Origin of the sequence: Bacillus sp. FSL K6-2431 (assembly GCF_038005165.1) — a bacterium.
Classification (GTDB): domain Bacteria; phylum Bacillota; class Bacilli; order Bacillales; family Bacillaceae; genus Bacillus; species Bacillus pumilus.
In genome coordinates, this window is the sequence record NZ_JBBOSQ010000001.1 from 3,026,294 (window position 1) to 3,051,389 (window position 25,096).

The following is a 25,096-nucleotide window of genomic DNA, read 5'->3' on the forward strand; positions in this document are numbered from 1 at the left end:
GGATCACAATGGCTGATCAATTAACCGTAACAACATTATATGCACGTCAACAAATGGCAAAGGCAAGAGCCGAAGGAACAAAACTCACAAAAGTCGTCAAAATGGCATTTGGAAATGGTGGGACGAAGGATGGGAAACCGATCTCACTAGACGGCACTGAACAAAAACTCAAAAAAGAACTCGTCCAAAAAGAGATTGATTCGTTTACCTTCATGGAACCAGCAAAAATCCGCTACACCTGCACGATCGCCGAAGGAGAACTTGCAGGAGAAGTCATCAACGAACTAGCACTTGTCGACGAAGCCGGCAAATTCACCGCCATCCGCACCATGACAGACAAACAAAAAGACGGCGACATCGAATTTGTTTTTGAGATTGATGATATTTATTAATGGAGGGGAATGAAATGGACATCAAATCACCTTTACCGTTTGAAACCTCTGACAAAGCACATGCCAGCTTATTTAACCGGATGGTCGACACTCTAGTAGAGAATGACAATGCGCTCAGGCTACAAATAGAAGGAATCACAAATGAAAGCTTATTTAAACTAACAGGCGATCAAGCCATTCAAGATGCATCAGTCAGCGGTGAGGAATATCCTAATGGCATTACGTTCATGGATATTGGACAAGCGAATGATACCGGATATCCTACGAGATTTGGCTTTGTGAAAAATGAAAAATATAGTAACTTTCGATTTGTTCAATATTACTATGGGACTGGAAACGAAGCGGGCAGTTATTTTGATAGCACAGGTACGTGGTGCCGTCATTGGTGGACTGGATCTGGTTGGACCGACTGGCATAAGCTCTCTGGATTCTGTCATGCCAATATAGGTACAACTGGAAAACAGTTATTAACCAAAGGTGAGTATCAAAAAATCCTTTTTAATCGAAAGATAAAAGACAGTCATAACAATTTTGATATCAAAAATAATCGCTTCATCTGCCCTGAAAACGGAATGTATTCAGTGAATGCAGGTGTTTATATTGAAACCTTTCAACGATACGCAAACTTTGAATTATCGATCTATTTAAATGGAAAAAGGTATAAAAATATTGCACATCAAAGACAGAGCCCGACCAGCCCATCTGATACGTTGAGCTTTAGTATGGGACTTTATGGTGCTGCGAATGTACCGGCTAATAAAGGGGATTATTTAGAAATTTACATGTATGCAGGATATGACGGAGATGTTAGTCGTTATGTATCTGAAAATTCAGGCTGGTACAACTATTTTGATATTACAGAAGTAGGCGGCAGAAATTTCCTGAGAGGATAGGAGGATTCTATGATTTTATATGAAGCCATTAAGTATAAATACCCCGATGCGGATCCGCAAAAGGACTTTGAACTTAGAAATGATGGAGACGGTTCTTACATTAACGAGTGGCATCTAGATGTGCCAAAGCCAACGGCAAAAGAATTGAAAGAATGGTGGGACGAATCTCAAATCAATCCAAGGTATCAACCGCCTCTTCCGCTAGATTATCTAGCACAAGAAGTAGCCAAAGAAAAGCTCATAAGAAAACAGCTTGAACATCAATGTGATCATCTAACAAACGAAATAAAAGCGCTAAAAAATGAGATCCTTTTATATAAAGGAGAGCGTGAATCATGAATTATTGGGTGATGGCGTTGTATTTTAAATGGGTGACTCCTGAATTGGTCAAACAAGCGGTGGAACTAGGCGATTGTTCAATGGAAGATTTAAAAACAGGATATGAGCAAAGGATGCTCACTCTAGAGCAGCTACAAGAAATGGAACCAAGCATCAAAGCAAGGGAGTGAAAACTGAATGGAAATAAAACAACCAAAACCTTTTGAAGTAAATGATAAAGCACATGCTGATTTGTTTAATGACATGGTCAAAGTACTTCTTGAAAATGATCATGGATTAATAGAGCAGTTCTTAAAACATACAAATGATGCGAGAGTACACGCATCTGAAACAGAAAAGAAGAAATGGAATAATTCACAGAACTATAAGATCACAGCAGATAGTGGAAGACAGCTGATTAATGTATCTGCTGATGGCAGAATATTTGATGCGATAAAAGATAAAGGAACATGTACTTTTTATGCAGCTGCTGGTGTGGAGGATTCTCCGGCCTCATCGAATATGTCAATTAGAGGGCTGCAGACAGTAGGTCAAGAAAATATTGGCTCTGGTTTTGCGATGGATAGTTCAGGTAATGCTTATTTTTTCTATTACGAAGCCGGACATACGTCGATTAAATGGACAAAGCTGCCTACAGAAAGCGATAGAAAAAGATGGGATAACGGTCAATTAGTAAAAATCACACAAGATGATGGAAAGCCCTTTTATCATGGATTTGCTAGCGAAACAGACTACAATACCCTTACGGAGACAGGGATGTATCTTATATATAATACTGGAGTGAATGGTCCATCGCCTTCCCATGATCGAGTGTTTTTGTTGGTCATGAGTTATGGCAGTACATTAGTACAAATAGCATACGAATCTGTTTATGGGAAGAACACATACTTTAGAGTTCTTAGACACAAAGCACAATCATGGACACCATGGGAGAAGCAAATCACGCTATCAGATCTATTAGAAGGTTCATGGGAAACACCTAAAGAGATTAATGGCAATTGGAAGGAATATGACCCTATTAATTTGCCAGTGAAATATCGAAAGAATCTCTTGGGGGAAGTTGAGATAGTAGGTGCTATAAAAGGTGGGATTTTAGGAAATAACCCAGTGTTTATTTTGCCTGAAGGATATCGGCCGCAGCAGGCGATCCATTTTGTAGGTATCGCTTCGAGTATAGGGACACCTGGAGTACCTCAATTCCATCGAACCTTAGTAGATAAGAATGGGAATGTAAGTGTGCAATCATCTTCAAATAATGCTAATCCAACTGAGTTTATTACATTTGGTTTTAAGTTCAGTACAAGATAATTCCATAAACAATGTGAAAGGAGAATCACATGGAGATAAAGACACCACGTACTTTCAAAACAAGTGATAAAGCCCATGCAGATCTGTTTAATGACATGGTAAAGGTTATTATTGAAAATGATGCTGAACTATTAAATCATATCAATCAACACGAAAATGATGTAACATCTCATGCATCTAAAACAGAAAAGCAGAAATGGAATCAATCTCAGCTATATAAAATGACGAATGATAACGGATCCCAGTTGATCAATATCCCATCTGGCAGCAGTATTTATAACGGGATAAAATCGTTAGGTGCCTGCTCATTTTATGCTCCAGGCGGTTCTGGGGTAGTTGATTCTCCTGCTATAGGTAATGCTGCATTAAGAGGCTTTCAGCTTGTTGGTCAAAATAATATTGGTGTAGGAATGGCGATTGACACATCAGGCAATGCATTTTGTTTTTCCTATCATGTGAATGACCTTGCGATCAATTGGCTGCAAATACCTAGTCAAAACGAAAAAAACAAATGGGACGCAGGACAACTATCTAAAATTACCGCTGACGATGGAAGAGCATACGAAAGAATTAATGCAAACGATCCTAGTATTTTGGATAAACTCATCAAATTACCAGGCGTGCATTCTTGGTATATCCACGAAGCACATCCTGATTTGCCGACAAGAAGTTCTATGAGAGCCTTATCAGTCTTTAGTGAAAATACCTATGGCTGGATTATTGGGGCAAATAATACAGGTGATGTGTACATCAATCGTTCCACGACAGATGTTTCGGGTACTCAGCAAGAATGGAGCGGATGGAAGAGGTTGAACGAGCATCCGTTATTGAAGGCGAATGGAAATAGAATGCTTATCCCTACTGGTACAGATATATTAACACTGCCATCTGGCTTTTATTATGTCTCTGGAACGAACGCAGTGAATATGCCATCAACGACCGATGCTTCTTGGTTTAATGTAGATATTATAGAAACGGGAAATAACCGCAAAACATTTCATGTGAGTCGAAGCTATGATAATAGTCATTGGTACGGAACGACTCATACAGATGGGGGGTTCAGAGGCTGGAAACAGCTAATGACAAATACTGAGTTTGAAAATGTCACGTGGCAGAGTGTGACCTTAGACAAAAGTTCATCTATAGGGGATAGACCAGTTGAATATGTAAAATGGGGAAATTTATTATTGCTAAGAGGCCACCTAAAAGCAAATAGAGAAATCATCTGTGGATGGATTCCAGCCGCGGGTTTATCAGAGAAAGGTCTTGTAGTGTCAGTGCCTGTATCAGGTACAACGGGTCATAGTAAATTACTTATATATAAGACAGGAGAGCTAAAGCTAACAGGTTTACTGGCAGCGAATGAAAGTGCCGTAACTGGCTACTATTTAGACACGGTCGTCCCATTAAATTAAGGAAGTGATAAAAATGATACTAGCTTATGAATACAATCATCAAAATGAATTGGTCAGACCTATCGAAGTGTTCGAAAGAGATGATGAAGGCAATTATGTCATTCCAGATCAATGCACAACGATTGCACCACCCAATCATCCTTCTTTTTATAAAGCTGCATTTGATGTGGAAAAACAACACTGGTATGAATCAGCGACACAGGAGTATATAGATAGCCTAAAGCCAGCCCCTCTCCCGCCAAGTGATATAGAACTTTTAAAGAAACAAAATGCTTTGTTATCAAAACAATTAACGCAGTTATTGGCTATGCAGAAAGGGGGAAATTCAGAATGATGTTTCCAACTGTAGCAGATATCAAACAATTCTGGGACTGGCAATGTTACGGACCAGAGGACATTGCATTTTATGTAAGCATTGGCTGGATCTCGGCAGACGACTATCAAGATATAACTGGAGAAATATACGAAGCTTAATGGCTTTATTTTTTTGCCGGAAAGAAGGTGATTTCAATGGAAGTAGATGTTGTTCAAAACTTAATGACACAAGGCCCGTTTGCCGTTCTCTTTTGTTGGGTGCTGTTTTATGTATTAAACACAACAAAGGAAAGAGAAAACAAGCTCAATGAACAAATCGAGGCGCAAAATGATGTGTTAGCAAAGTTTAGTGAGAAGTATGATGTTGTGATCGACAAACTCGACAAAATTGAACGGAATTTAAAATAGGAGGAGAAATCATGAAAACATTCGACAAAGGCACTGTGATTCGCACAGTGCTTCTTTTTATTGCGCTCATCAATCAAACACTTGTCATGTTTGGACAGACGGTGCTGCCGATTAGTGAGGAGCAAGTACAAACCGCTGGTGAGGCACTATATGTAGCAGGTTCCACCATTTTTACGATGGTGACAGCCATTATCGCTTGGTTTAAAAATAATTATGTAACCTACAAAGGTCAATTACAAAAAGATACCCTGAAACAAAGAGGGCTAACAAAATAATCGTTGAAGGAGAAACAATATGGTCAATATCATTCAAGCCTACATTCCAAAACACAACCGCAACAGACCAGGAAATACGATGAAGCCGCTCTATATTACGGTGCATAATACCTCTAACACGGCAAAAGGTGCAAATGCGGGGAGTCACGCAGCGTTTGTTGCCCGTTCAAGTACCGGAGTCAGCTGGCATTACACTGTCGACGATCAGGTGATTTATCAGCATTTACCGTTAAACGAGAACGGTTGGCATGCAGGAGATGGCAGAGGCAATGGCAATATGAAATCAATCGGAATTGAAATTTGCGAAAATACAGACAGCAACTTTGAACAAGCAGTCGAAAATGCCCAATGGCTCATTCGAAAGCTAATGGGCGATTTGGGAATTCCTTTATCAAATGTAGTGCCTCATAAACATTGGAGCGGGAAAGAATGTCCAAGGAAATTGCTCGGACGGTGGGATCAATTTAAAGCTGGAATAGCCACAGCTCGTACCGGCAGCAAAAGTACAAGAAAGCCAGTTCGAACAGAGAGCTTGAGTCACAAAGCACCAGTTACCAAACAGAAATCGTCAAATCTGCCATCTGGCATCTTAAAAATAACCAAGCCCTTAACAAAAGGATCACAAGTTATAGCCGTGCAAAAAGCCTTATCCTCACTCTATTTCTACCCGGACAAAGGGGCAAAAAACAACGGAGTTGATGGCTATTATGGACCGAAAACAGCGAATGCGGCCAAGCGGTTCCAGCTCATGAATGGTCTAGCGGCAGACGGGATTTACGGTCCGAAGACGAAGAACAAAATGGAACAATTGCTAAAAAAGTGATTTTTTTCAAGGATAAATGGTAATCGCAATAAGGTAAGAAAATTGCTAGATACGCCTATAGCTATTCTTTAGTCATCTTCCACTCGATGACCAGCTCTTGGAGGTAGACGAAGCGTTTGCAACAAGAGTCTATAAAATGGCAAAACACCACACGGTCACTGGAAACGGAAATAATACATTTAAAATGGAGAGCCTGCGGACACCTTTTACGGGTGTTGGTTGGTGTCCGTTTTTTATTAACATTTTGAATGCTCAAGAGACACAATATAATCAGCAACATCGTCAAAGAAGTCAAGAAAGTCAATTTTCTTCAACATTTGAAATCACTTAAAACCGCAGTGTAAACTTGAAGGCATAATTTCCAGCGTCTCCACAAATTAATATATTTTCACTTGCTCTTGCTAGCTTGGGATTCGTTCGACAAATTTTGCAAAATATTAACTTTATATTGAAGGTCCCGATATTAAAAATGTAGGAAAAAATAACTAATCGGGAGTTGGAAAAATGGATTTTAAAATCTATCGAATCTTTGGCGATACTAATTATGAAGGTAAAGAGGTAGAAATACAAAATTACCTGAAAAATTTAGACTTTTTCAATGCGGGACAAGGTTTAAAGTTTGTCATAAATAGCGATGTAGAGTATGAAAGAGGAGTTCTTGTAGGGAGTATATCAGAAGAATTTATTCCTAACTCTTATGAAGTAAATGAAGATAAGAGCCTAGAAAGGTTGCAGGGAGAACCTTATGAACGTACTATTTTTGCTATTGATTTTAACAGCAGAAGCTTTTTGCTTCAAAATCGAAGATATTCACCAAAAAATTTAGAGCCAGGTAGAACTCTAAACCGGCTAACAGAAATTTTAAACAGCGCATTTAATGAGATATACAAAGCACCCTTCGTAGCTTTACCAAGTTTATTGCCTGAAGGAAACGAAATGTTTTTACGCTGGTTTAAAGTAAATAAAGTTACTGCTATTGATGTAAGCAATATTAATAAAAGAGGTAGCCTAAGTGAAGATATTTATGGCGAAGAGTCTTTCAATGATTCATTCAAGAAGTTCTGGAATGAAGAGGATAATTCTAAACTAGATTTCTTACGCATTAGGTCAAAGGCAGATGGTGAATTAAATGGTAATCCAATTGTATTGGCAGCTATCCATTCCCCGGATGTAGTCATTGATAGTATTAGATATTATGATTCCGAAGAGGATAAACAGATAACTGTTCAACGAAATCAATTGGATAAATTTGTCGTGAAAGATGTAGCTAGAGATGAAGAATCTATTACTGCTTTTCAACAAGTTATAAATCAAGTGAACGAAAATAGAAGGATCCTACGAAACATTAGAACAGAGAATACAACCGAAGAAGATAGCTAAGAAAAGCATATTATTTATTGAAAAGGAGCACTTTAATTTTAAGTGCTTCTTTTTACTATAAAAAAATGGAGGTTTTTTAGTAATGGGAACTCTAAATACTGAAAGACGAGAAGATTTAATCGGTAAAACAGGCGAAGTTATTAAAGAATTTAAAGTGATAGACACTAGTCACACAGGGGAAATAGTTAATATTAGAGTACAGGACCAAGATGGCGAAGTTTATTGGACTTCTTTAAATGAAAGTGGGATTACTATCTTTTAACTAAGTATTCATTAGTATTTAACACTCTTTAAGCACCCTTACAGGGTGCTTGTTCCCTGTAAACTGCTTCTGATAATCTCTACGCAAAGAATCGGCTTAAAGGTAGAGTGCGGCGGTAATTTAGAGCGAATAAATCAAAGGGAGTGATGATTGAATGGGGTAAAGTTAAAAGAGTGTTCCTAGGAGCGGTAAATGGGCTGATTAATTGGATTGAACAGAACTTTCATGATATAGACAGCTTTGTTACTACATTCAAGATGAAAGACGGAACACTAATGACTATTTACCATAATGAATTATACCTAGAAGCTGTTGGAATGGCTGAGATCTGTAAAGATACTCTTCATGAGTTAGCAAAAGATGATAAGTTTGTTACGAAATAAAAATTACAAAACAACACAAAGAAAGGAGTGGCGGTGATGTTACATGACAAGGACAAGAAATCCGAATCGAGACAAAGCAATTCAGTTGTGGAAGGAAAGTGACGGAAACCGCTTATTAAAAGGAATTGCGGAAGAATTAGGGGTCACTGCAAACACAATTAGAAAGTGGAAAGCGAGCGACAAATGGGATGAAAAACTGAAAGGGAGCGCTCCTATTCGTGGTGCTTCAAAAGGGAACAAAACTTAAAGACACAAGGATTTTACTCAAAGCACATGCCAGCTGAACCGTTTGAGATCATGCAGGGCATTCAGGAGTTTTCACCTGTTGATCTACTGTGGGAACAAATACAGATTCAGTTCACCGCTATAGTACAGGCGAAGAAGATCATGTTTGTTGAAAGCAAAGACGAAATGATCAAAGAGCTGAAAAAGAAAAAATCAGTCGTTTCAGATTTTACCGATATTGAGGAAGAATACGCGAATTTCTATTTGCTTGGGATCGTCATGCTACATTCCTAAATGTTCAATCTAGGGCAATGGCTGAGCTGAGAAGCTTGATAAAGCTAGCCCATGAGACAGACGAAAGATAAAAATGTTGAAAACAAGAAAAACCCTTACTGCTGTAAGGGTTTTTCTTATGGAGCATAGCGGGATCGAACCGCTGACCTCTACGCTGCCAGCGTAGCGCTCTCCCAGCTGAGCTAATGCCCCGATGTGTTACGACTTAATTTATTATAATCAATCCTCCTGTAAAATTCAAGCTTTAAAACGCACACACATCGTCTATTTTTCTTTCTGATCAATCGGGATATAGTCAAAGATTTCCCCTGAATGAACAGAGTCTGCTAAGCGTCTCAGCCAGTCATAGTAGGCTTTTGAGCTTTCAAGCTGCTCTATGAGCTGCTGCGCTTCCTCTCTTATATGTTCCTCCAACTGATCATCACGAGCCACCTCTTGAAGCCGGACTTGCGCTTCTTCTATCGCTGCTAAATTGACCTCGACCTCTCGTTCCCACTTTTGTGGAAAGAAGTTCATGAAAAACTTAAAAAAGTCTTTTTCAGCAACAAAGCTATGTTTTCTTCGTCCTCGGTGAAAGGTCTTTTTGACAATATTCATGTCTTGCAGTTTTTTCACACCTGTACTCATACTCGGCTTGCTCATTTGCAGCTCTTCACGCATTTCATCCAGCGTCATTTCCTCATTTAAATACATGGTCCCATAAAGAATACCAGCACTTCGTGTAATTCCATAGAGATCCATCGTTTCAGCTATGGAATCAATGACTAGATCTTTAGCAGCTAAAATACGCTCTTCTGCTTGCGGCTGTTCCTGCTTTTTCATCCTGTCCCTGCTTTCTATTAAGAGAATTCAATACGTTCAAAAAAATCTTTATGGACTATATGTTAACGAAAGAATGCAAAATGTCAAAAGAAAATGAAGCATATCTCCCTTTGACAGAAAAATTTGAACATGATACGTTAATTATGTTCAAAACGTTAAATTTTTATTTAACAAACTTACCAAAGAGAATCAGAGGAGGTTCCTTCTATGAGTCAAACACTATTTATAGATGGACAATGGATTGGCGCCAAAAGTGGCGACACGCGGGATATCATTAATCCATTTAATCAAGAAGTGATCGCGACAGTCAGTGAAGGATCAAGAAATGACGCGCAGCTCGCCATTAAAGCAGCGAGAAAAGCCTTCGATCAAGGTGACTGGGCAAACTTGCCTGGACTTGAAAGAGGAAATATGGTGTTTAAGATTGCTGAATTGATTAGACGTGATCTTGATGAACTAGCCAAATTAGAATCGCTTGATACTGGTAAAACAGTAGAGGAAAGCAAAGCAGACATGGACGATATTGCGAACGTGTTCCAATATTACGCCGGTCTTGCCGACAAAGATGGCGGGGAAATCATTGCATCGCCAATTCCGAACTCTAAAAGCGAATTGGTCAGAGAGCCTGTCGGTGTATGCGGACAAATTACTCCTTGGAACTATCCATTGCTTCAAGCAAGCTGGAAAATCGCTCCTGCTCTAGCGGCGGGGAACACAATCGTTTTAAAACCAAGTGAAATTACACCACTCACCACGATCAAAGTATTCAAACTCATGGAAGAAGCAGGCATTCCAGCAGGGGTTGCGAACCTAGTCCTTGGACCAGGTGCAACGGTTGGTGATGAGCTTGCTGTGAATGATCAAGTCGATTTGATTTCATTTACAGGCGGTATTGAAACAGGTAAGAAAATCATGCAGGGAGCCAGTGGGAATGTGAAGAAAATCGCCCTTGAGCTCGGCGGGAAAAATCCGAATATTGTGTTTCAAGATGCTGATTTAGACGTAGCGGTTGACCAGGCAATGAATGCTGTGTTTTTCCATGCGGGGCAAGTGTGTTCAGCAGGTTCACGTTTGCTAGTGGAAGAATCCATTCATGCTGAATTTTTAGAAGAACTGGTGAAGCGCACGAAAAAAATCAAGCTAGGCAACGGCTTTGATGAAGAAACCCAGAGCGGCCCGCTCATCTCAGCTGAGCATCGAGAAAAAGTAGAAAAATACGTCAGCATTGGGTTAGATGAAGGCGCCAAATTAGAAACAGGCGGAAAAAGACCGGACGCAGAGGAGCTTTCAAATGGGTTCTTCTACTTGCCAACGATATTCTCAGGCTGCACGTCAGAGATGCGGATTGTCCAGGAAGAAGTCTTTGGCCCAGTATTGACAGTTGAATCCTTTCGTACAGAGGAAGAAGTGATTGAGCTGGCAAACGATACGATTTATGGATTAGCAGGAGCCGTGTGGTCTACTGATATCAGCAAGGCCGAAAGAGTCGCTCGTCAATTAAGATTAGGCACAGTTTGGATCAATGACTTCCATCCTTATTTCGCTCAAGCACCTTGGGGTGGATATAAGCAATCAGGTCTAGGACGTGAATTAGGACGCACCGGTCTTGAGGAATATACGGAACTGAAGCATGTATATCGTAATACAAAACCTGAAGCGATTCGTTGGTTTCAATAAAAATCACACATTTGGAGGAGATTCTATATGACATTAAATATGAAAATTGAAAGCATGCAGAAATTCCATACATTTGAAATTCCGACTGTCATCAAACATGGCATCGGTGCAGTGAAACATGTTGGGGAAGAAGTAAAAGCATACGGTGTCTCAAAGGTATTACTTGTAACAGACCCAGGTATTTACCTGGCGGGCGTGGTAGATCCAGTGATTGCTTCATTAAAAGAAGCACAAATCGATGTGGTGCTATTTGATAAAGTAGAGCCAAACCCGCCAGTCCGTTTAGTGAATGAAGGCTCTGCGTTATATGAAAAAGAAGGCTGTAATGGATTAGTCGCAGTAGGCGGCGGAAGCTCAATGGATACAGCGAAGGCGATCGGTGTAGAAGCGACGCATGAAGGCTCAGTCCTTGATTACGAAGCGGCAGAGGGGAAAAAACCGCTTGAAAACAGAATCCCGCCTTTAACCACTATTCCGACAACAGCTGGTACAGGTTCAGAAGTCACGCAGTGGGCAGTGATTACAGATGAAGAAAGAGAATTCAAATTCAACACAGGTGGCCCACTCATTGCAGCTCACCTCACAGTCATTGATCCAAAGCTACATGTATCCATGCCGCCTCATGTGACGGCAATGACTGGAATTGATGCACTTGCACACGCCATTGAATGCTATACAATGAAATTTGCTCAGCCTATTACAGATGCGGTCGCGCTCATGGCCATTGAATATGCAGCTCATTATATTCGCCGTGCCTTTGCCGATGGTGAGGACTTAGAAGCCAGGTATGGAATGGCACAAGCTGCAATGCTTGCCGGGCTTTCTTATGGAAGCGAATCAGCTGGAGCTGCACATGCGATGAGTCAAACACTCGGAGGCATTATTCCTGTAGCGCATGGTCAGTGTGTCGCAGCAATGATGGGACCGGTGATGGAGTATAACTGGAAAGGGTATCCCGAAAAATTTGCTCGTATTGCGCAAGCGTTTGGAATTGATATTAGCCGAATGTCAACAGAGGAAGCCGCAAAAGCAGCAGTGAACTGGATGTATGATTTAGTGGAAGACCTAGAAGTTCCTTCATTAGAAGAACAAGGTGTATCAAAAGATATGATTGACCGTTTATCTAAAGAAGCAATGAAAGATCCGCAAACAATTGGAAACCCAAGAGATCTAAACGAAAAAGCGTACAACTGGATTTATGCTCGCTGTTTTGATCTAACACCTAAAACAGTGTAACAATGAAAAAAGGCTCCCAAAAGGGAGTCTTTTTTATGTCTTATAGCTGTTCTTTAATTTCTTTGATTTGATGGATATGGCGTTTTTCGTGTGCGCCGATAAAATCAAGATATTGCTTAAGCGATAACTCTTCAAACACAGGGTGTGCAATGACGCGTTTGAAATCATCCTCAGTAAACGTTGATAGAATTTGATTGAGCTGCTCACGGGCTGTATCGAGCTCATCTTTTAAATGTGTAGGTGTCACATGCTTGCGCTCAGGCTCAACAATACTAGGCGCAGTCGCTTTTCTAGAACGATCCTCTGCCATTTCCACCGGCTTTGGCTCATATTCTTTGATCGGTGCTTTTTTTCCCTCAGCAGCTAGATGTTTTGCTGCCACGAGGTCCATCTTCTTTAAATGATCTGTCACCTCTTGAATACTCCAAGTATCATCAGATAATTTTTGATTCAATTGCTCTTCGTTCAAACCTTGTAGCTCTTGCCACAATTCTTGTCTTGCATCATGTAATAAACTCATTTTCATCACCTCAAGATCAAATTTTAACATACTGGTACATGACAATCATTCTTGAGCTATCGGTGAATTCCTGTGAAGAATTGTGAGGAAATTTGAAACCTTTACAAAAGTGGTTCGTATTACCTGTTAGAAGGAATACATTGGAGGTGAGCATGGTCTAAATGAAACAAAGGCTGTTCATTTCATGAAGAAAGGGTGAGGAAGATGGATGTGTTCGGGCTGCCACTTCAGACGCTGTATTTATACATATTGATGATATCAGGAATCCTGACACTTGTTTTCGTCTTTTTCGGCGATGTATTTGATGGATTGTTTGAAGCGATTCCTGTTCCATTCCTTCAACCAACATTAATCCTCGCATTTCTTACCTTTTTCTCGGCTGGAGGGTTTATCTCTGAAAAAACAGCAATTGTAGGAAGTGGGCTTGGCGCAGTCTTATCTGCCATCCTCGCAGTGGTTCTGGTGACCTGTTTGAATGTATTTGTCTTAGTCCCGCTTTCCTCTGCTGAAGAATCTCTCTCATATACGGAGGCCGACTTAAAAGGAAGAACTGGGGAGATCATTGTATCTGTTCCAAAAGACGGGTTTGGAGAAGTGCTGTTAATTAGTAATAGCGGGAAAATCTCAAAGCCTGCCGTCAGCTTCGACGAAGAGGAGATTCCATATGGAACTCGGGTACTGGTCGTCGAAGTGAACAAAGGCGTCTTATCAGTTATACCAAATGAAGAAATCTAGGAGGGAATGCTATGCCAGGAACAACCATTTTGATAATCATTGGAATTGTGCTTGTGATTCTGATTGCACTTATTGGTGTATTTGTTTCGAAATACCGGACTGCAGGTCCAGATGAAGCGTTAATCGTCACAGGAAGTTACCTCGGAAGTAAAAATGTCCACGTGGATGAAGGTGGAAACAAGATTAAGATTGTAAGAGGCGGAGGTACCTTTGTACTCCCTGTTTTTCAACAAGCAGAGCCGCTCAGCTTACTATCTAGCAAGCTAGATGTTTCAACACCTGAAGTCTATACTGAACAAGGTGTACCAGTCATGGCGGACGGAACAGCCATCATTAAAATCGGCGGGTCGATTGAAGAAATTGCTACTGCTGCAGAGCAGTTTTTAGGTAAAACAAAAGAAGACCGCGAAAACGAAGCGAGAGAAGTACTAGAAGGACACCTTCGCTCCATTTTAGGGTCAATGACAGTTGAAGAGATTTATAAAAACAGAGAGAAATTTTCTCAAGAAGTACAGCGTGTCGCTTCTCAAGATCTAGCGAAAATGGGTCTTGTCATTGTATCGTTTACCATCAAAGATGTCCGTGATAAAAATGGCTATTTAGAATCACTAGGTAAACCTAGAATTGCCCAAGTGAAACGCGATGCAGATATTGCAACAGCAGAAGCAGATAAAGAAACACGTATCAAACGTGCAGAAGCAGATAAAGATGCGAAGAAATCTGAGCTTGAGCGTGCCACTGAAATCGCTGAAGCAGAAAAGATCAATGAACTGAAAAGAGCAGAATTCAGACGTGAACAAGATACAGCAAAAGCAAGTGCCGACCAAGCGTACGATCTTGAAACAGCACGTAATCGTCAGCACGTAACTGAACAAGAAATGCAAGTAAAAATCATTGAACGTCAGAAGCAAATTGAATTAGAAGAAAAAGAGATCCAGCGTCGTGAGCGTCAATACGATTCTGAAGTGAAAAAGAAAGCAGATGCGGACCGTTATGCGGTTGAGCAGTCAGCTGCAGCGGAAAAAGCGAAACGCCTCGCAGAAGCAGATGCCAAGAAATACAGCATTGAAGCAATGGCAAAAGCAGAAGCTGAGAAAGTCCGAATTGACGGGCTTGCCAAAGCGGAAGCTGATCGTGCAAAAGGGGAAACAGAGGCAGAAGTCATTAGACTGAAAGGACTTGCGGAAGCCGAAGCGAAAGAGAAAATCGCTGAAGCATTCGAACAGTATGGTCAGGCAGCGATTCTTGATATGATTGTGAAAATGCTTCCTGAATATGCGAAGCAAGTATCTGCACCACTTTCTAACATTGATAAAATTACGGTTGTGGATACGGGAGGTAACGGAGAAGGCAGCGGTGCCAATAAAGTCACTGGCTATGCTACAAACCTTATGTCCAGTCTGCAAGAAAGCCTGAAAGCATCCTCTGGAATTGATGTCAAAGAAATTATTGAGAACTTTTCCGGCAAAGGCAATGTGAAGCAAAGCATTCAGGAACTAACGAATGAAATCAAACAGCCAAGAAAAAAAGAGATCGCTGATACTCAAATAGAAGAATAAAATAAATAGACACCTTCCATCAGAAGGTGTCTATTTGGCATGTGCCCGATATGGGTTCCTTTTTACATATGAAGAAAGATTTACGAGAATACCAGCAGATATCATCATGAACACTAGGGAGGAGCCACCATAACTAATGAAAGGAAGCGGAATGCCTGTGATCGGAAGAAGACCAAAGACAGCGCCTAAATTAAAGACTGCTTGGAGCATGATTTGAAACGTAAGCCCAATCGTTAACAGTTTTCCAAAAGGGTCATGTAAAGCCTGCACAATTCGCATTGCGCGATACATGATGAATAGATATGCACCTATCACAATCAAAATCCCCATAATGCCCAGCTCTTCACTGATAATGGCCATAATAAAATCCGTATGGGGTTCGGGAAGAAAGCCTAGCTTTTGAATACTCCCGCCTAAGCCATTCCCTATCAGCCCGCCGGAATTCATTGCGAGATACGAATGAATCAACTGATAGCCATCCCCATCTTCATACTGAAAGGGATCACGAAAAGAAGTCAGCCGCTTCAAACGGTAAGGAGCTGTCACTGCAAAAAAAGTGATACATGCTACGGCAGTCGATCCTAGCAAAATGAAATGGCGCGTTTTCAACCCAGCGCATAATAAAATGATGCCACAGCTTAATAAAATAGACACAGCTGTGCCTAAATCAGGCTGCTTTAAGATTAATAAAAAAACAAGACTTAAAAGGATGAGTGGCGGCAGTACGCCTTTTTTAAAAGATGTAATGTACGCCTGTTTATTCGCGTACACATAGGCAAAATAGATCACCATCACTAGTTTCACAGCTTCAGAAGGTTGGAGCATAAGAGAGCCCAGCTGAATCCACCGCTGTGAATTGTTTTTGACAACACCAATTCCAGGAATCAGGACTAGGATGAGACATAGCAATGACAGCATGACAAGCCATTTCATCCATTTACGATAAATCTGATAAGGGAAAAGAGCAGCAATGAAAAAAAAGAATCCCCCAATCAGGAGCCATTGCCATTGTTTAATAAAGAAATAGCTGCCCTTCTCATACTTCACTTCTCCTAAAGGATAACTTGCACTGTACACCATCAGTAAACCAAATAAGCAGAGGAACACAATCGTTCCAACAAGAACGAGGTCGACTTTTTTGAGATGAGATAGAAGAAATGCCATCATCTTCAATTCCAGTTGTCTCCAAACATATAGGATGATGACCTGATATTGACACTAAACACGAGGCCAATGGCGATCATGTTAGTGAGTAGCGCACTGCCTCCATAGCTGATAAAAGGAAGCGCGAGTCCCGTCACAGGCATTAAACCGATTGTCATCCCTACGTTTTGGAAAACTTGAAACACGATCAGCCCAACGACTCCTGCACATATGTACAAACCATAAAGCGTATTAGCATGCATAGCCACATGAATGATTCGGTAAATCATCATTAAGTACAAACACATCAAAAGGGAGGCGCCGATAAAACCAAACTCCTCACCAATGACGGCAAAGATAAAATCCGTATGCGCTTCGGGGATATTACCGCCTTGTACTTGATGCCCCTTTGTAAAACCGCTTCCTGATAATTGACCTGATCCAATACCGAGCATCGATTGTTTCAGCTGATACCCGTATGTTGAATCAAATTCATCGGGGGAGAGCCAGCCATAAATGCGATCAAGCTGATGTGGCTTAATGATTTTTGTGAAATGCTCAAAGTGTTCGTTGTGTAAGTAGACCAAAAATGAAAGAAGTGCAAGAAAAGAAGCCATTAATGCGGTCATCATCTTGCTGGAAATTCCTGACACGAGCATCAGTGTAAAGGCGATAGATAATATCACGAGCGCTGTCCCTAAATCAGGCTGAATTAAGATGAGGAAAAAAGGGACAACGGTCCAGCAAACGACTTTACTTGTAGGAATGATACTTTCTTTAAACGAAAATCGCTGATGCTTGTATTGGTTCAAGACAGCCGCTAGTAGCAGGATCACAAAAATTTTCATGAACTCTGATGGCTGAATTTTGATTGAACCGAAGCTGATCCATCTTTGGGATCCGTTTTGACTCGTTCCGAAAAAGTGCACAAGAATAATGAGAAAAATACCACCTGTAAATAACCGAAAAGATAAACGCTCAAGAAGTTCATAATCAAAGTATGCAGCAGCGGCCATAAGACCGAAACCGACGATATACCAGAAAATTTGTCTTTTGACGAAATAAAACATATCCTGCGATTCATACTGTCCTGATCCGCTATATACAGCTATTAGGCTGATGACAAATAAACAAATCACAGTGAGTAAAAGTACGAAGTCAATGTTGTACTGTTTTTTCATAGCTTCTTGTCCTGTTACCTATTTGTCAGCTGGTCTATGATGATTTTCACAGCCGCAGCATCATCAATATAGCCGATCGGAAAAATAAAATCTGGTATTAAGTCAACAGGCATAATGAAATAAAGGAGTGCGCTCCCCATCATCATTAATTCTCGAGAAGTACCTCGTCCGGTCATAAATAAGCTGTACATGTCTTTCAAATGCTGAAGGAATGGCCCGGCGCCGTTTACCGCCTCCATCTTTTTCTCAAACTTTGCTGAGATCGTTTCTTTTCCCTCGTTTGTTTGGCTATAGGTCTCATATTCGTTTAGCTTTTGTTTCAATTTGGTCTGACTAAATGTACCGTCGTAGACCTTCTCATCTTTCAGTGTTTTTTCGATCTCTACGACCGTTTGTATGAACGTATCACTATGTACCTTTTCGTTTTTGATTGGAAACCCTGCAGCAGCTAATAGTTGATCTAATGATAGGTTCAGAGAATCTGAAAGCCGCTGCAAGTGATTCAAAGTTGGTTTTCTTTTTCCATTCATGATTCGAGACAGTGTCGCTTTATCAATTTCTGTGTATGTGCTGAGCTCTCTTAAAGATAAAGAACGTTGTTGCAATCTTTCCTTTAAGAGAGACCCAAGCTCAGTTGTTTTAGAATCCATTTTACGCCATCCTTTGTATGATGTATCAACTCTTCTATAGAAGAAGTCGTACCCAATATAAAGGTGTGTTGACAAAATGTCAACGAATATCCTTTATTGATTGAATTTTAGGAAATAGGAATTTATCATAATAAAGATAGGATGAAAACAGTGAGAAGGAGTGGCGCGGATGAAGGTGAGACATGCTGTACAAAAAGATATTCCTAAAATTGCCGAAATACATGTGAAGAGCTGGCAGACGACTTATCAAGGCATTATTAATCAGGATTATTTGGATGGTTTAAATATAGAAGATCGAGAAGAGAGCTGGAGAAGAAGGTCACTTGAAGGGACGTTTGTCGCAGAAGATGACGAGGGGGTATTTGGTTTTGCTTCTTTTGGAAAACAACGTGATGAGCGCTATCCAACATATGATGGAGAACTTTACGCGATCTATTTATTGCAAGAGAAACAGAAATCAGGAGCAGGTATCGCTTTAATTACAGAAGGAGTGAGCTATTTAATAGAGAAAGGGTATCAGAATATCATGCTGTGGGTATTTGAACAAAATTCGGCAAAGCATTTTTATCAAAAGCTTCAACCTCATTTTGTCGTTACCAGCCAGTTCGAGCTGGCTGGCGAGAAGCATGATGAAATAGGGTATGGGTGGGAGCTGCCTGTATTAAATGACCATCTACACCGAATTAAATCGTCAGCTTCCAATAATAATGGGAGAAAAAAGTGAAAAGCACAGCTAAAAGCATATAAGAGATAAGAGGAGAAGCTTCTACTTTTCCTTTTATTCCTGCTATTTTTAAAGCTTCATAGAAACCTGCCAAAAAATAAGCAAGACTGAGAATATAGCAGCACAGCATAATGGAGTAAGGGTTCATTGGCGTACCTCCAACATGAAATCTTCTACTATTAATAGATTCCATAGAGCGGCAAATTATGCATAAAAAAATAACCAGCTGAAATCAGCCAGTTATTTTTTGTGAGGAAAAACCAAACGAGATGCACTTGGTATGAGTATGCAAAGAACGATACTGCAAATAATAAATGAAGGAACCATATATGTGCTGTTATAAATTAAAGAGTAAACCCAACCTGGAGTTCCTTTTGGTGCATAATGAGAAAAGAAAACAACACCAGAGATAAAGAACGTCAACAGTCTGAAGAAACTTGCAACAAATACGGATAGGATAATATAGAAGAATTGCTGCTTTCGCTTTTGGTCCTGAATGGCTTTTTTAATCAATCCAGAAAAGAGGCCGCTTAGGGAAATGACAACAGATGCGACGAAATAATCGAGAAATCCTTGAACTGGTGTAGCGATAATAGGGCCATTCATCAGCTGAAGGCCTGCAATAAGCACACCAATGATAAACCCGGTTGATATTCCCCATCTAATAGACATAAGAATGACGGGTATCATAATCAGCGCAAGAGATCCGCCGTTCGGCATTCTTAAAAAGAGACCTGATAAGTAATCTAATACTAGTGCAAGTGAAGTCATAATTGCGATTTCCATCAGTCGTACCAATTGATTTGATTGCTGCATAAAAAAATCTCCCTTTTCATGAATTGAGCAAGGAGAGACCGTGTAAGGATGAGTATGTTATTCATAGAAAAACATATCGAGTTGAATACACCACATGTATTCAATTGAATCCACATTCCTACTTCAGTATTAACTGACAGGTTCAAAGGGTCAGAACAACGAGTGTTCACTCTCAGCACAAAGCTCCCCCTGCGGTTATTTAGTTTTCTTCTATTATAAATATACTAAAGACCTTCAGGATCAACAATAGAGAATTCCTGTGACAATCAATTTTTGTATGGTTATATAGGAAGAGATAAGAAAAAATAAATTATTTAGAAAAAATACTTGTTTCCTCTCTCAAAAGGTGTTATATTTGTATTCGCCGCTAAAACAGCGCGGTTATTAAATAACATAAAGAAAAAAGTTATTGACTTTATCTTGATAGAATGTTATATTAATAAAGTCGCCTCTGAGAGACGACGAAGATGATCTTTGAAAACTAAACAAGACAAAACGTACCTGTTAATTCGAGTTTTTATAAAAAAATCCTATGAAACATCATAGGTAGTCAGTCAAACGCTGACGAGGCAGGAAATGATCACATGCTAAGTTCGCTACATCGTGTAGCAACGCATGTGTGATATGCATCCTGCATACCTCGGAGAGTTTGATCCTGGCTCAGGACGAACGCTGGCGGCGTGCCTAATACATGCAAGTCGAGCGGACAGAAGGGAGCTTGCTCCCGGATGTTAGCGGCGGACGGGTGAGTAACACGTGGGTAACCTGCCTGTAAGACTGGGATAACTCCGGGAAACCGGAGCTAATACCGGATAGTTCCTTGAACCGCATGGTTCAAGGATGAAAGACGGTTTCGGCTGTCACTTACAGATGGACCCGCGGCGCATTAGCTAGTTGGTGGGGTAATGGCTCACCAAGGCGACGATGCGTAGCCGACCTGAGAGGGTGATCGGCCACACTGGGACTGAGACACGGCCCAGACTCCTACGGGAGGCAGCAGTAGGGAATCTTCCGCAATGGACGAAAGTCTGACGGAGCAACGCCGCGTGAGTGATGAAGGTTTTCGGATCGTAAAGCTCTGTTGTTAGGGAAGAACAAGTGCGAGAGTAACTGCTCGCACCTTGACGGTACCTAACCAGAAAGCCACGGCTAACTACGTGCCAGCAGCCGCGGTAATACGTAGGTGGCAAGCGTTGTCCGGAATTATTGGGCGTAAAGGGCTCGCAGGCGGTTTCTTAAGTCTGATGTGAAAGCCCCCGGCTCAACCGGGGAGGGTCATTGGAAACTGGGAAACTTGAGTGCAGAAGAGGAGAGTGGAATTCCACGTGTAGCGGTGAAATGCGTAGAGATGTGGAGGAACACCAGTGGCGAAGGCGACTCTCTGGTCTGTAACTGACGCTGAGGAGCGAAAGCGTGGGGAGCGAACAGGATTAGATACCCTGGTAGTCCACGCCGTAAACGATGAGTGCTAAGTGTTAGGGGGTTTCCGCCCCTTAGTGCTGCAGCTAACGCATTAAGCACTCCGCCTGGGGAGTACGGTCGCAAGACTGAAACTCAAAGGAATTGACGGGGGCCCGCACAAGCGGTGGAGCATGTGGTTTAATTCGAAGCAACGCGAAGAACCTTACCAGGTCTTGACATCCTCTGACAACCCTAGAGATAGGGCTTTCCCTTCGGGGACAGAGTGACAGGTGGTGCATGGTTGTCGTCAGCTCGTGTCGTGAGATGTTGGGTTAAGTCCCGCAACGAGCGCAACCCTTGATCTTAGTTGCCAGCATTTAGTTGGGCACTCTAAGGTGACTGCCGGTGACAAACCGGAGGAAGGTGGGGATGACGTCAAATCATCATGCCCCTTATGACCTGGGCTACACACGTGCTACAATGGACAGAACAAAGGGCTGCGAGACCGCAAGGTTTAGCCAATCCCATAAATCTGTTCTCAGTTCGGATCGCAGTCTGCAACTCGACTGCGTGAAGCTGGAATCGCTAGTAATCGCGGATCAGCATGCCGCGGTGAATACGTTCCCGGGCCTTGTACACACCGCCCGTCACACCACGAGAGTTTGCAACACCCGAAGTCGGTGAGGTAACCTTTATGGAGCCAGCCGCCGAAGGTGGGGCAGATGATTGGGGTGAAGTCGTAACAAGGTAGCCGTATCGGAAGGTGCGGCTGGATCACCTCCTTTCTAAGGATATATGGAGCAGTGTGCGTTTTCGTCTTGTTTAGTTTTGAAGGATCATTCCTTCAAGACATGTCTCTAGCGAGACAGGATTGTTCTTTGAAAACTAGATAACAATAAGTAATACATTCACATTGAATGCAATGCAAAGTTCATCACACATAGTGATTCTTTCTAAAGTAAGAAATGGTTAAGTTAGAAAGGGCGCACGGTGGATGCCTTGGCACTAGGAGCCGATGAAGGACGGGACGAACACCGATATGCTTCGGGGAGCTGTAAGCAAGCTTTGATCCGGAGATTTCCGAATGGGGAAACCCACTGCTCGTAATGGAGTAGTATCCATACTTGAATACATAGAGTATGAGAAGGCATACCCGGGGAACTGAAACATCTAAGTACCCGGAGGAAGAGAAAGCAAATGCGATTCCCTGAGTAGCGGCGAGCGAAACGGGAACAGCCCAAACCAAGAGGCTTGCCTCTTGGGGTTGTAGGACACTCTATACGGAGTTACAAAGGAACGATATAAGCGAAGAGGTCTGGAAAGGCCCGCCAAAGAAGGTAACAGCCCTGTAACTGAAATGTTGTTCTCTCCAGAGTGGATCCTGAGTACGGCGGAACACGTGAAATTCCGTCGGAATCCGGGAGGACCATCTCCCAAGGCTAAATACTCCCTAGTGACCGATAGTGAACCAGTACCGTGAGGGAAAGGTGAAAAGCACCCCGGAAGGGGAGTGAAATAGATCCTGAAACCGTGTGCCTACAAGTAGTCAGAGCCCGTTAAAGGGTGATGGCGTGCCTTTTGTAGAATGAACCGGCGAGTTACGATCCCGTGCAAGGTTAAGCAGAAGATGCGGAGCCGCAGCGAAAGCGAGTCTGAATAGGGCGCATGAGTACGTGGTCGTAGACCCGAAACCAGGTGATCTACCCATGTCCAGGGTGAAGTTCAGGTAACACTGAATGGAGGCCCGAACCCACGCACGTTGAAAAGTGCGGGGATGAGGTGTGGGTAGGGGTGAAATGCCAATCGAACCTGGAGATAGCTGGTTCTCTCCGAAATAGCTTTAGGGCTAGCCTCAAGGTAAGAGTCTCGGAGGTAGAGCACTGATTGGACTAGGGGCCCCTACCGGGTTACCGAATTCAGTCAAACTCCGAATGCCGATGACTTATCCTTGGGAGTCAGACTGCGAGTGATAAGATCCGTAGTCGAAAGGGAAACAGCCCAGACCGCCAGCTAAGGTCCCAAAGTATACGTTAAGTGGAAAAGGATGTGGAGTTGCTTAGACAACCAGGATGTTGGCTTAGAAGCAGCCACCATTTAAAGAGTGCGTAATAGCTCACTGGTCGAGTGACTCTGCGCCGAAAATGTACCGGGGCTAAACGTATCACCGAAGCTGCGGACTGTTCTTACGAACAGTGGTAGGAGAGCGTTCTAAGTGCTGTGAAGTCAGACCGGAAGGACTGGTGGAGCGCTTAGAAGTGAGAATGCCGGTATGAGTAGCGAAAGACGGGTGAGAATCCCGTCCACCGAATGCCTAAGGTTTCCTGAGGAAGGCTCGTCCGCTCAGGGTTAGTCGGGACCTAAGCCGAGGCCGAAAGGCGTAGGCGATGGACAACAGGTTGATATTCCTGTACCACCTCCTCACCATTTGAGCAATGGGGGGACGCAGGAGGATAGGGTAAGCGCGGTATTGGATATCCGCGTCCAAGCAGTTAGGCTGGGAAATAGGCAAATCCGTTTCCCGTAAAGGCTGAGCTGTGATGGCGAGCGAAATTTAGTAGCGAAGTTCCTGATTCCACACTGCCAAGAAAAGCCTCTAGCGAGGTGAGAGGTGCCCGTACCGCAAACCGACACAGGTAGGCGAGGAGAGAATCCTAAGGTGATCGAGAGAACTCTCGTTAAGGAACTCGGCAAAATGACCCCGTAACTTCGGGAGAAGGGGTGCTTCTTAGGGTGTTAAAGCCCCGAGAAGCCGCAGTGAATAGGCCCAGGCGACTGTTTAGCAAAAACACAGGTCTCTGCGAAGCCGTAAGGCGAAGTATAGGGGCTGACGCCTGCCCGGTGCTGGAAGGTTAAGAGGAGCGCTTAGCGTAAGCGAAGGTGCGAATTGAAGCCCCAGTAAACGGCGGCCGTAACTATAACGGTCCTAAGGTAGCGAAATTCCTTGTCGGGTAAGTTCCGACCCGCACGAAAGGCGCAACGATCTGGGCACTGTCTCAACGAGAGACTCGGTGAAATTATAGTACCTGTGAAGATGCAGGTTACCCGCGACAGGACGGAAAGACCCCGTGGAGCTTTACTGCAGCCTGATATTGAATGTTGGTACAGCTTGTACAGGATAGGTAGGAGCCTTGGAAACCGGAGCGCTAGCTTCGGTGGAGGCATCGGTGGGATACTACCCTGGCTGTATTGACCTTCTAACCCGCTGCCCTTATCGGGCAGGGAGACAGTGTCAGGTGGGCAGTTTGACTGGGGCGGTCGCCTCCTAAAATGTAACGGAGGCGCCCAAAGGTTCCCTCAGAATGGTTGGAAATCATTCGCAGAGTGTAAAGGCACAAGGGAGCTTGACTGCGAGACCTACAAGTCGAGCAGGGACGAAAGTCGGGCTTAGTGATCCGGTGGTTCCGCATGGAAGGGCCATCGCTCAACGGATAAAAGCTACCCCGGGGATAACAGGCTTATCTCCCCCAAGAGTCCACATCGACGGGGAGGTTTGGCACCTCGATGTCGGCTCATCGCATCCTGGGGCTGTAGTCGGTCCCAAGGGTTGGGCTGTTCGCCCATTAAAGCGGTACGCGAGCTGGGTTCAGAACGTCGTGAGACAGTTCGGTCCCTATCCGTCGCGGGCGCAGGAAATTTGAGAGGAGCTGTCCTTAGTACGAGAGGACCGGGATGGACGCACCGCTGGTGTACCAGTTGTTCTGCCAAGGGCATCGCTGGGTAGCTATGTGCGGACGGGATAAGTGCTGAAAGCATCTAAGCATGAAGCCCCCCTCAAGATGAGATTTCCCATTCCGCAAGGAAGTAAGATCCCTGAAAGATGATCAGGTTGATAGGTCTGAGGTGGAAGCGTGGTGACACGTGGAGCTGACAGATACTAATAGATCGAGGACTTAACCTATATTCTAATGTGAAGTTTGAAC

The 25,096-nt window shown here is 42.6% G+C and carries 27 protein-coding genes, 1 tRNA gene, 2 rRNA genes and 1 riboswitch; of the genes, 23 read left to right on the plus strand and 7 right to left on the minus strand.

From position 1 onward, the window contains the following. The first annotated feature begins 8 nt into the window (after positions 1 to 8). From MHH40_RS15170 to MHH40_RS18935, 16 genes are all read left to right on the plus strand, one after another. Positions 9 to 392, plus strand: a complete 384-nt coding sequence (locus MHH40_RS15170; protein ID WP_003212666.1) for a phage tail-collar fiber domain-containing protein — start codon at positions 9 to 11, stop codon at positions 390 to 392. Positions 393 to 406: 14 nt separating this feature from the next. Further along, complete coding sequence (locus tag MHH40_RS15175; RefSeq protein ID WP_050944001.1) at positions 407 to 1,285, plus strand: hypothetical protein; 879 nt, start codon at positions 407 to 409, stop codon at positions 1,283 to 1,285. Between the two features lie 9 nt (positions 1,286 to 1,294). Continuing rightward, on the plus strand, positions 1,295 to 1,624 hold the full coding sequence (locus MHH40_RS15180; RefSeq protein WP_050944000.1) for an XkdW family protein: 330 nt from the start codon (positions 1,295 to 1,297) through the stop codon (positions 1,622 to 1,624). After that, the gene (locus tag MHH40_RS15185; RefSeq protein ID WP_003212881.1) at positions 1,621 to 1,794 is read left to right on the plus strand and encodes a hypothetical protein; all 174 of its coding nucleotides are present in this window, start codon (positions 1,621 to 1,623) and stop codon (positions 1,792 to 1,794) included. Before MHH40_RS15180 ends, MHH40_RS15185 begins: the two co-directional genes overlap by 4 nt. Before the next feature lie 7 nt (positions 1,795 to 1,801). Continuing rightward, entirely contained in the window at positions 1,802 to 2,932 is a 1,131-nt protein-coding gene (locus tag MHH40_RS15190) for a pyocin knob domain-containing protein (protein ID WP_050943999.1), read from the plus strand. A gap of 29 nt (positions 2,933 to 2,961) precedes the next feature. After that, positions 2,962 to 4,347 (plus strand): hypothetical protein, encoded by a 1,386-nt coding sequence (locus tag MHH40_RS15195; protein WP_050943998.1) that lies wholly within the window; start codon positions 2,962 to 2,964, stop codon positions 4,345 to 4,347. A gap of 13 nt (positions 4,348 to 4,360) precedes the next feature. Further along, positions 4,361 to 4,681 (plus strand): hypothetical protein, encoded by a 321-nt coding sequence (locus tag MHH40_RS15200; protein WP_044140756.1) that lies wholly within the window; start codon positions 4,361 to 4,363, stop codon positions 4,679 to 4,681. After that, positions 4,678 to 4,821 (plus strand): XkdX family protein, encoded by a 144-nt coding sequence (locus tag MHH40_RS15205; protein WP_039180954.1) that lies wholly within the window; start codon positions 4,678 to 4,680, stop codon positions 4,819 to 4,821. Before MHH40_RS15200 ends, MHH40_RS15205 begins: the two co-directional genes overlap by 4 nt. Positions 4,822 to 4,857: 36 nt before the next feature. Next, entirely contained in the window at positions 4,858 to 5,070 is a 213-nt protein-coding gene (locus tag MHH40_RS15210; RefSeq protein WP_003213245.1) for a BhlA/UviB family holin-like peptide, read from the plus strand. An 11-nt stretch (positions 5,071 to 5,081) separates the two neighbouring features. Then, the gene (locus MHH40_RS15215) at positions 5,082 to 5,345 is read left to right on the plus strand and encodes a phage holin (RefSeq protein ID WP_003212734.1); all 264 of its coding nucleotides are present in this window, start codon (positions 5,082 to 5,084) and stop codon (positions 5,343 to 5,345) included. 19 nt (positions 5,346 to 5,364) lie between these two features. Further along, complete coding sequence (locus MHH40_RS15220) at positions 5,365 to 6,168, plus strand: peptidoglycan recognition protein family protein (protein ID WP_050943997.1); 804 nt, start codon at positions 5,365 to 5,367, stop codon at positions 6,166 to 6,168. A 504-nt stretch (positions 6,169 to 6,672) separates the two neighbouring features. Next, a complete protein-coding gene (locus tag MHH40_RS15225; protein ID WP_050943995.1) occupies positions 6,673 to 7,548 on the plus strand; it encodes a hypothetical protein in 876 nt (291 codons plus the stop codon). Positions 7,549 to 7,630: 82 nt separating this feature from the next. After that, positions 7,631 to 7,810, plus strand: a complete 180-nt coding sequence (locus MHH40_RS15230; RefSeq protein ID WP_050943994.1) for a hypothetical protein — start codon at positions 7,631 to 7,633, stop codon at positions 7,808 to 7,810. Between the two features lie 146 nt (positions 7,811 to 7,956). After that, complete coding sequence (locus MHH40_RS15235; RefSeq protein WP_050943993.1) at positions 7,957 to 8,193, plus strand: hypothetical protein; 237 nt, start codon at positions 7,957 to 7,959, stop codon at positions 8,191 to 8,193. Between the two features lie 43 nt (positions 8,194 to 8,236). Beyond that, positions 8,237 to 8,440 (plus strand): phage terminase small subunit-related protein, encoded by a 204-nt coding sequence (locus MHH40_RS18930; protein ID WP_050943992.1) that lies wholly within the window; start codon positions 8,237 to 8,239, stop codon positions 8,438 to 8,440. Positions 8,441 to 8,466: 26 nt separating this feature from the next. After that, complete coding sequence (locus MHH40_RS18935) at positions 8,467 to 8,712, plus strand: hypothetical protein (RefSeq protein WP_050943991.1); 246 nt, start codon at positions 8,467 to 8,469, stop codon at positions 8,710 to 8,712. Between the two features lie 119 nt (positions 8,713 to 8,831). Here MHH40_RS18935 and MHH40_RS15245 read toward each other — a convergent pair. Next, a tRNA-Ala gene (locus MHH40_RS15245) sits at positions 8,832 to 8,904 on the minus strand. 72 nt (positions 8,905 to 8,976) lie between these two features. Then, entirely contained in the window at positions 8,977 to 9,534 is a 558-nt protein-coding gene (gene cudC, locus MHH40_RS15250; protein ID WP_106029201.1) for a choline uptake/conversion transcriptional regulator CudC, read from the minus strand. Positions 9,535 to 9,741: 207 nt separating this feature from the next. Here cudC and betB point away from each other — a divergent pair, with 207 nt between their 5' ends. Together betB and MHH40_RS15260 are read left to right on the plus strand one after the other, a co-directional pair. Next, on the plus strand, positions 9,742 to 11,211 hold the full coding sequence (gene betB, locus MHH40_RS15255) for a betaine-aldehyde dehydrogenase (protein WP_340901288.1): 1,470 nt from the start codon (positions 9,742 to 9,744) through the stop codon (positions 11,209 to 11,211). Positions 11,212 to 11,238: 27 nt separating this feature from the next. Next, the gene (locus MHH40_RS15260; RefSeq protein ID WP_003213555.1) at positions 11,239 to 12,447 is read left to right on the plus strand and encodes an iron-containing alcohol dehydrogenase; all 1,209 of its coding nucleotides are present in this window, start codon (positions 11,239 to 11,241) and stop codon (positions 12,445 to 12,447) included. Positions 12,448 to 12,487: 40 nt separating this feature from the next. On the opposite strand, the gene MHH40_RS15265 is transcribed toward MHH40_RS15260, so the two are convergent. Then, positions 12,488 to 12,967, minus strand: coding sequence for a DinB family protein (locus MHH40_RS15265; protein ID WP_212045464.1), 480 nt, complete (start codon positions 12,965 to 12,967; stop codon positions 12,488 to 12,490). Between the two features lie 204 nt (positions 12,968 to 13,171). Here MHH40_RS15265 and MHH40_RS15270 point away from each other — a divergent pair, with 204 nt between their 5' ends. Further along, the gene (locus MHH40_RS15270) at positions 13,172 to 13,702 is read left to right on the plus strand and encodes a hypothetical protein (protein ID WP_034620073.1); all 531 of its coding nucleotides are present in this window, start codon (positions 13,172 to 13,174) and stop codon (positions 13,700 to 13,702) included. 11 nt (positions 13,703 to 13,713) lie between these two features. Continuing rightward, entirely contained in the window at positions 13,714 to 15,261 is a 1,548-nt protein-coding gene (locus MHH40_RS15275; protein WP_003213366.1) for a flotillin family protein, read from the plus strand. Positions 15,262 to 15,291: 30 nt separating this feature from the next. On the opposite strand, the gene ftsW is transcribed toward MHH40_RS15275, so the two are convergent. From ftsW to MHH40_RS15290, 3 genes are read right to left on the minus strand one after another with little or no spacing between them, the layout of a single operon-like run. Further along, positions 15,292 to 16,425, minus strand: a complete 1,134-nt coding sequence (gene ftsW, locus MHH40_RS15280; protein WP_106918402.1) for a putative lipid II flippase FtsW — start codon at positions 16,423 to 16,425, stop codon at positions 15,292 to 15,294. Positions 16,426 to 16,430: 5 nt separating this feature from the next. Beyond that, positions 16,431 to 17,585, minus strand: a complete 1,155-nt coding sequence (rodA, locus tag MHH40_RS15285) for a rod shape-determining protein RodA (RefSeq protein ID WP_050943986.1) — start codon at positions 17,583 to 17,585, stop codon at positions 16,431 to 16,433. Between the two features lie 14 nt (positions 17,586 to 17,599). Further along, positions 17,600 to 18,235: a DUF1232 domain-containing protein gene (locus tag MHH40_RS15290; protein WP_050943985.1), complete on the minus strand. Its 636-nt coding sequence runs from the start codon at positions 18,233 to 18,235 to the stop codon at positions 17,600 to 17,602. Positions 18,236 to 18,404: 169 nt separating this feature from the next. Between MHH40_RS15290 and MHH40_RS15295 the strand changes: the two genes are divergently transcribed. Continuing rightward, complete coding sequence (locus tag MHH40_RS15295) at positions 18,405 to 18,959, plus strand: GNAT family N-acetyltransferase (RefSeq protein ID WP_050943984.1); 555 nt, start codon at positions 18,405 to 18,407, stop codon at positions 18,957 to 18,959. A 240-nt stretch (positions 18,960 to 19,199) separates the two neighbouring features. Here the strand turns inward: MHH40_RS15295 and thiT are convergent, their stop codons facing one another. Further along, positions 19,200 to 19,775 (minus strand): energy-coupled thiamine transporter ThiT, encoded by a 576-nt coding sequence (gene thiT / locus MHH40_RS15300; RefSeq protein WP_050943983.1) that lies wholly within the window; start codon positions 19,773 to 19,775, stop codon positions 19,200 to 19,202. 98 nt (positions 19,776 to 19,873) lie between these two features. Then, positions 19,874 to 19,975, minus strand: a riboswitch (TPP riboswitch). A 437-nt stretch (positions 19,976 to 20,412) separates the two neighbouring features. Between thiT and MHH40_RS15305 the strand changes: the two genes are divergently transcribed. Together MHH40_RS15305 and MHH40_RS15310 are read left to right on the plus strand one after the other, a co-directional pair. Next, a 16S ribosomal RNA gene (locus MHH40_RS15305) occupies positions 20,413 to 21,961 on the plus strand. A 182-nt stretch (positions 21,962 to 22,143) separates the two neighbouring features. After that, positions 22,144 to 25,074 (plus strand): 23S ribosomal RNA (locus MHH40_RS15310). The 16S and 23S rRNA genes sit together here, the layout of an rRNA operon. The last annotated feature ends 22 nt before the right edge of the window (positions 25,075 to 25,096 follow it).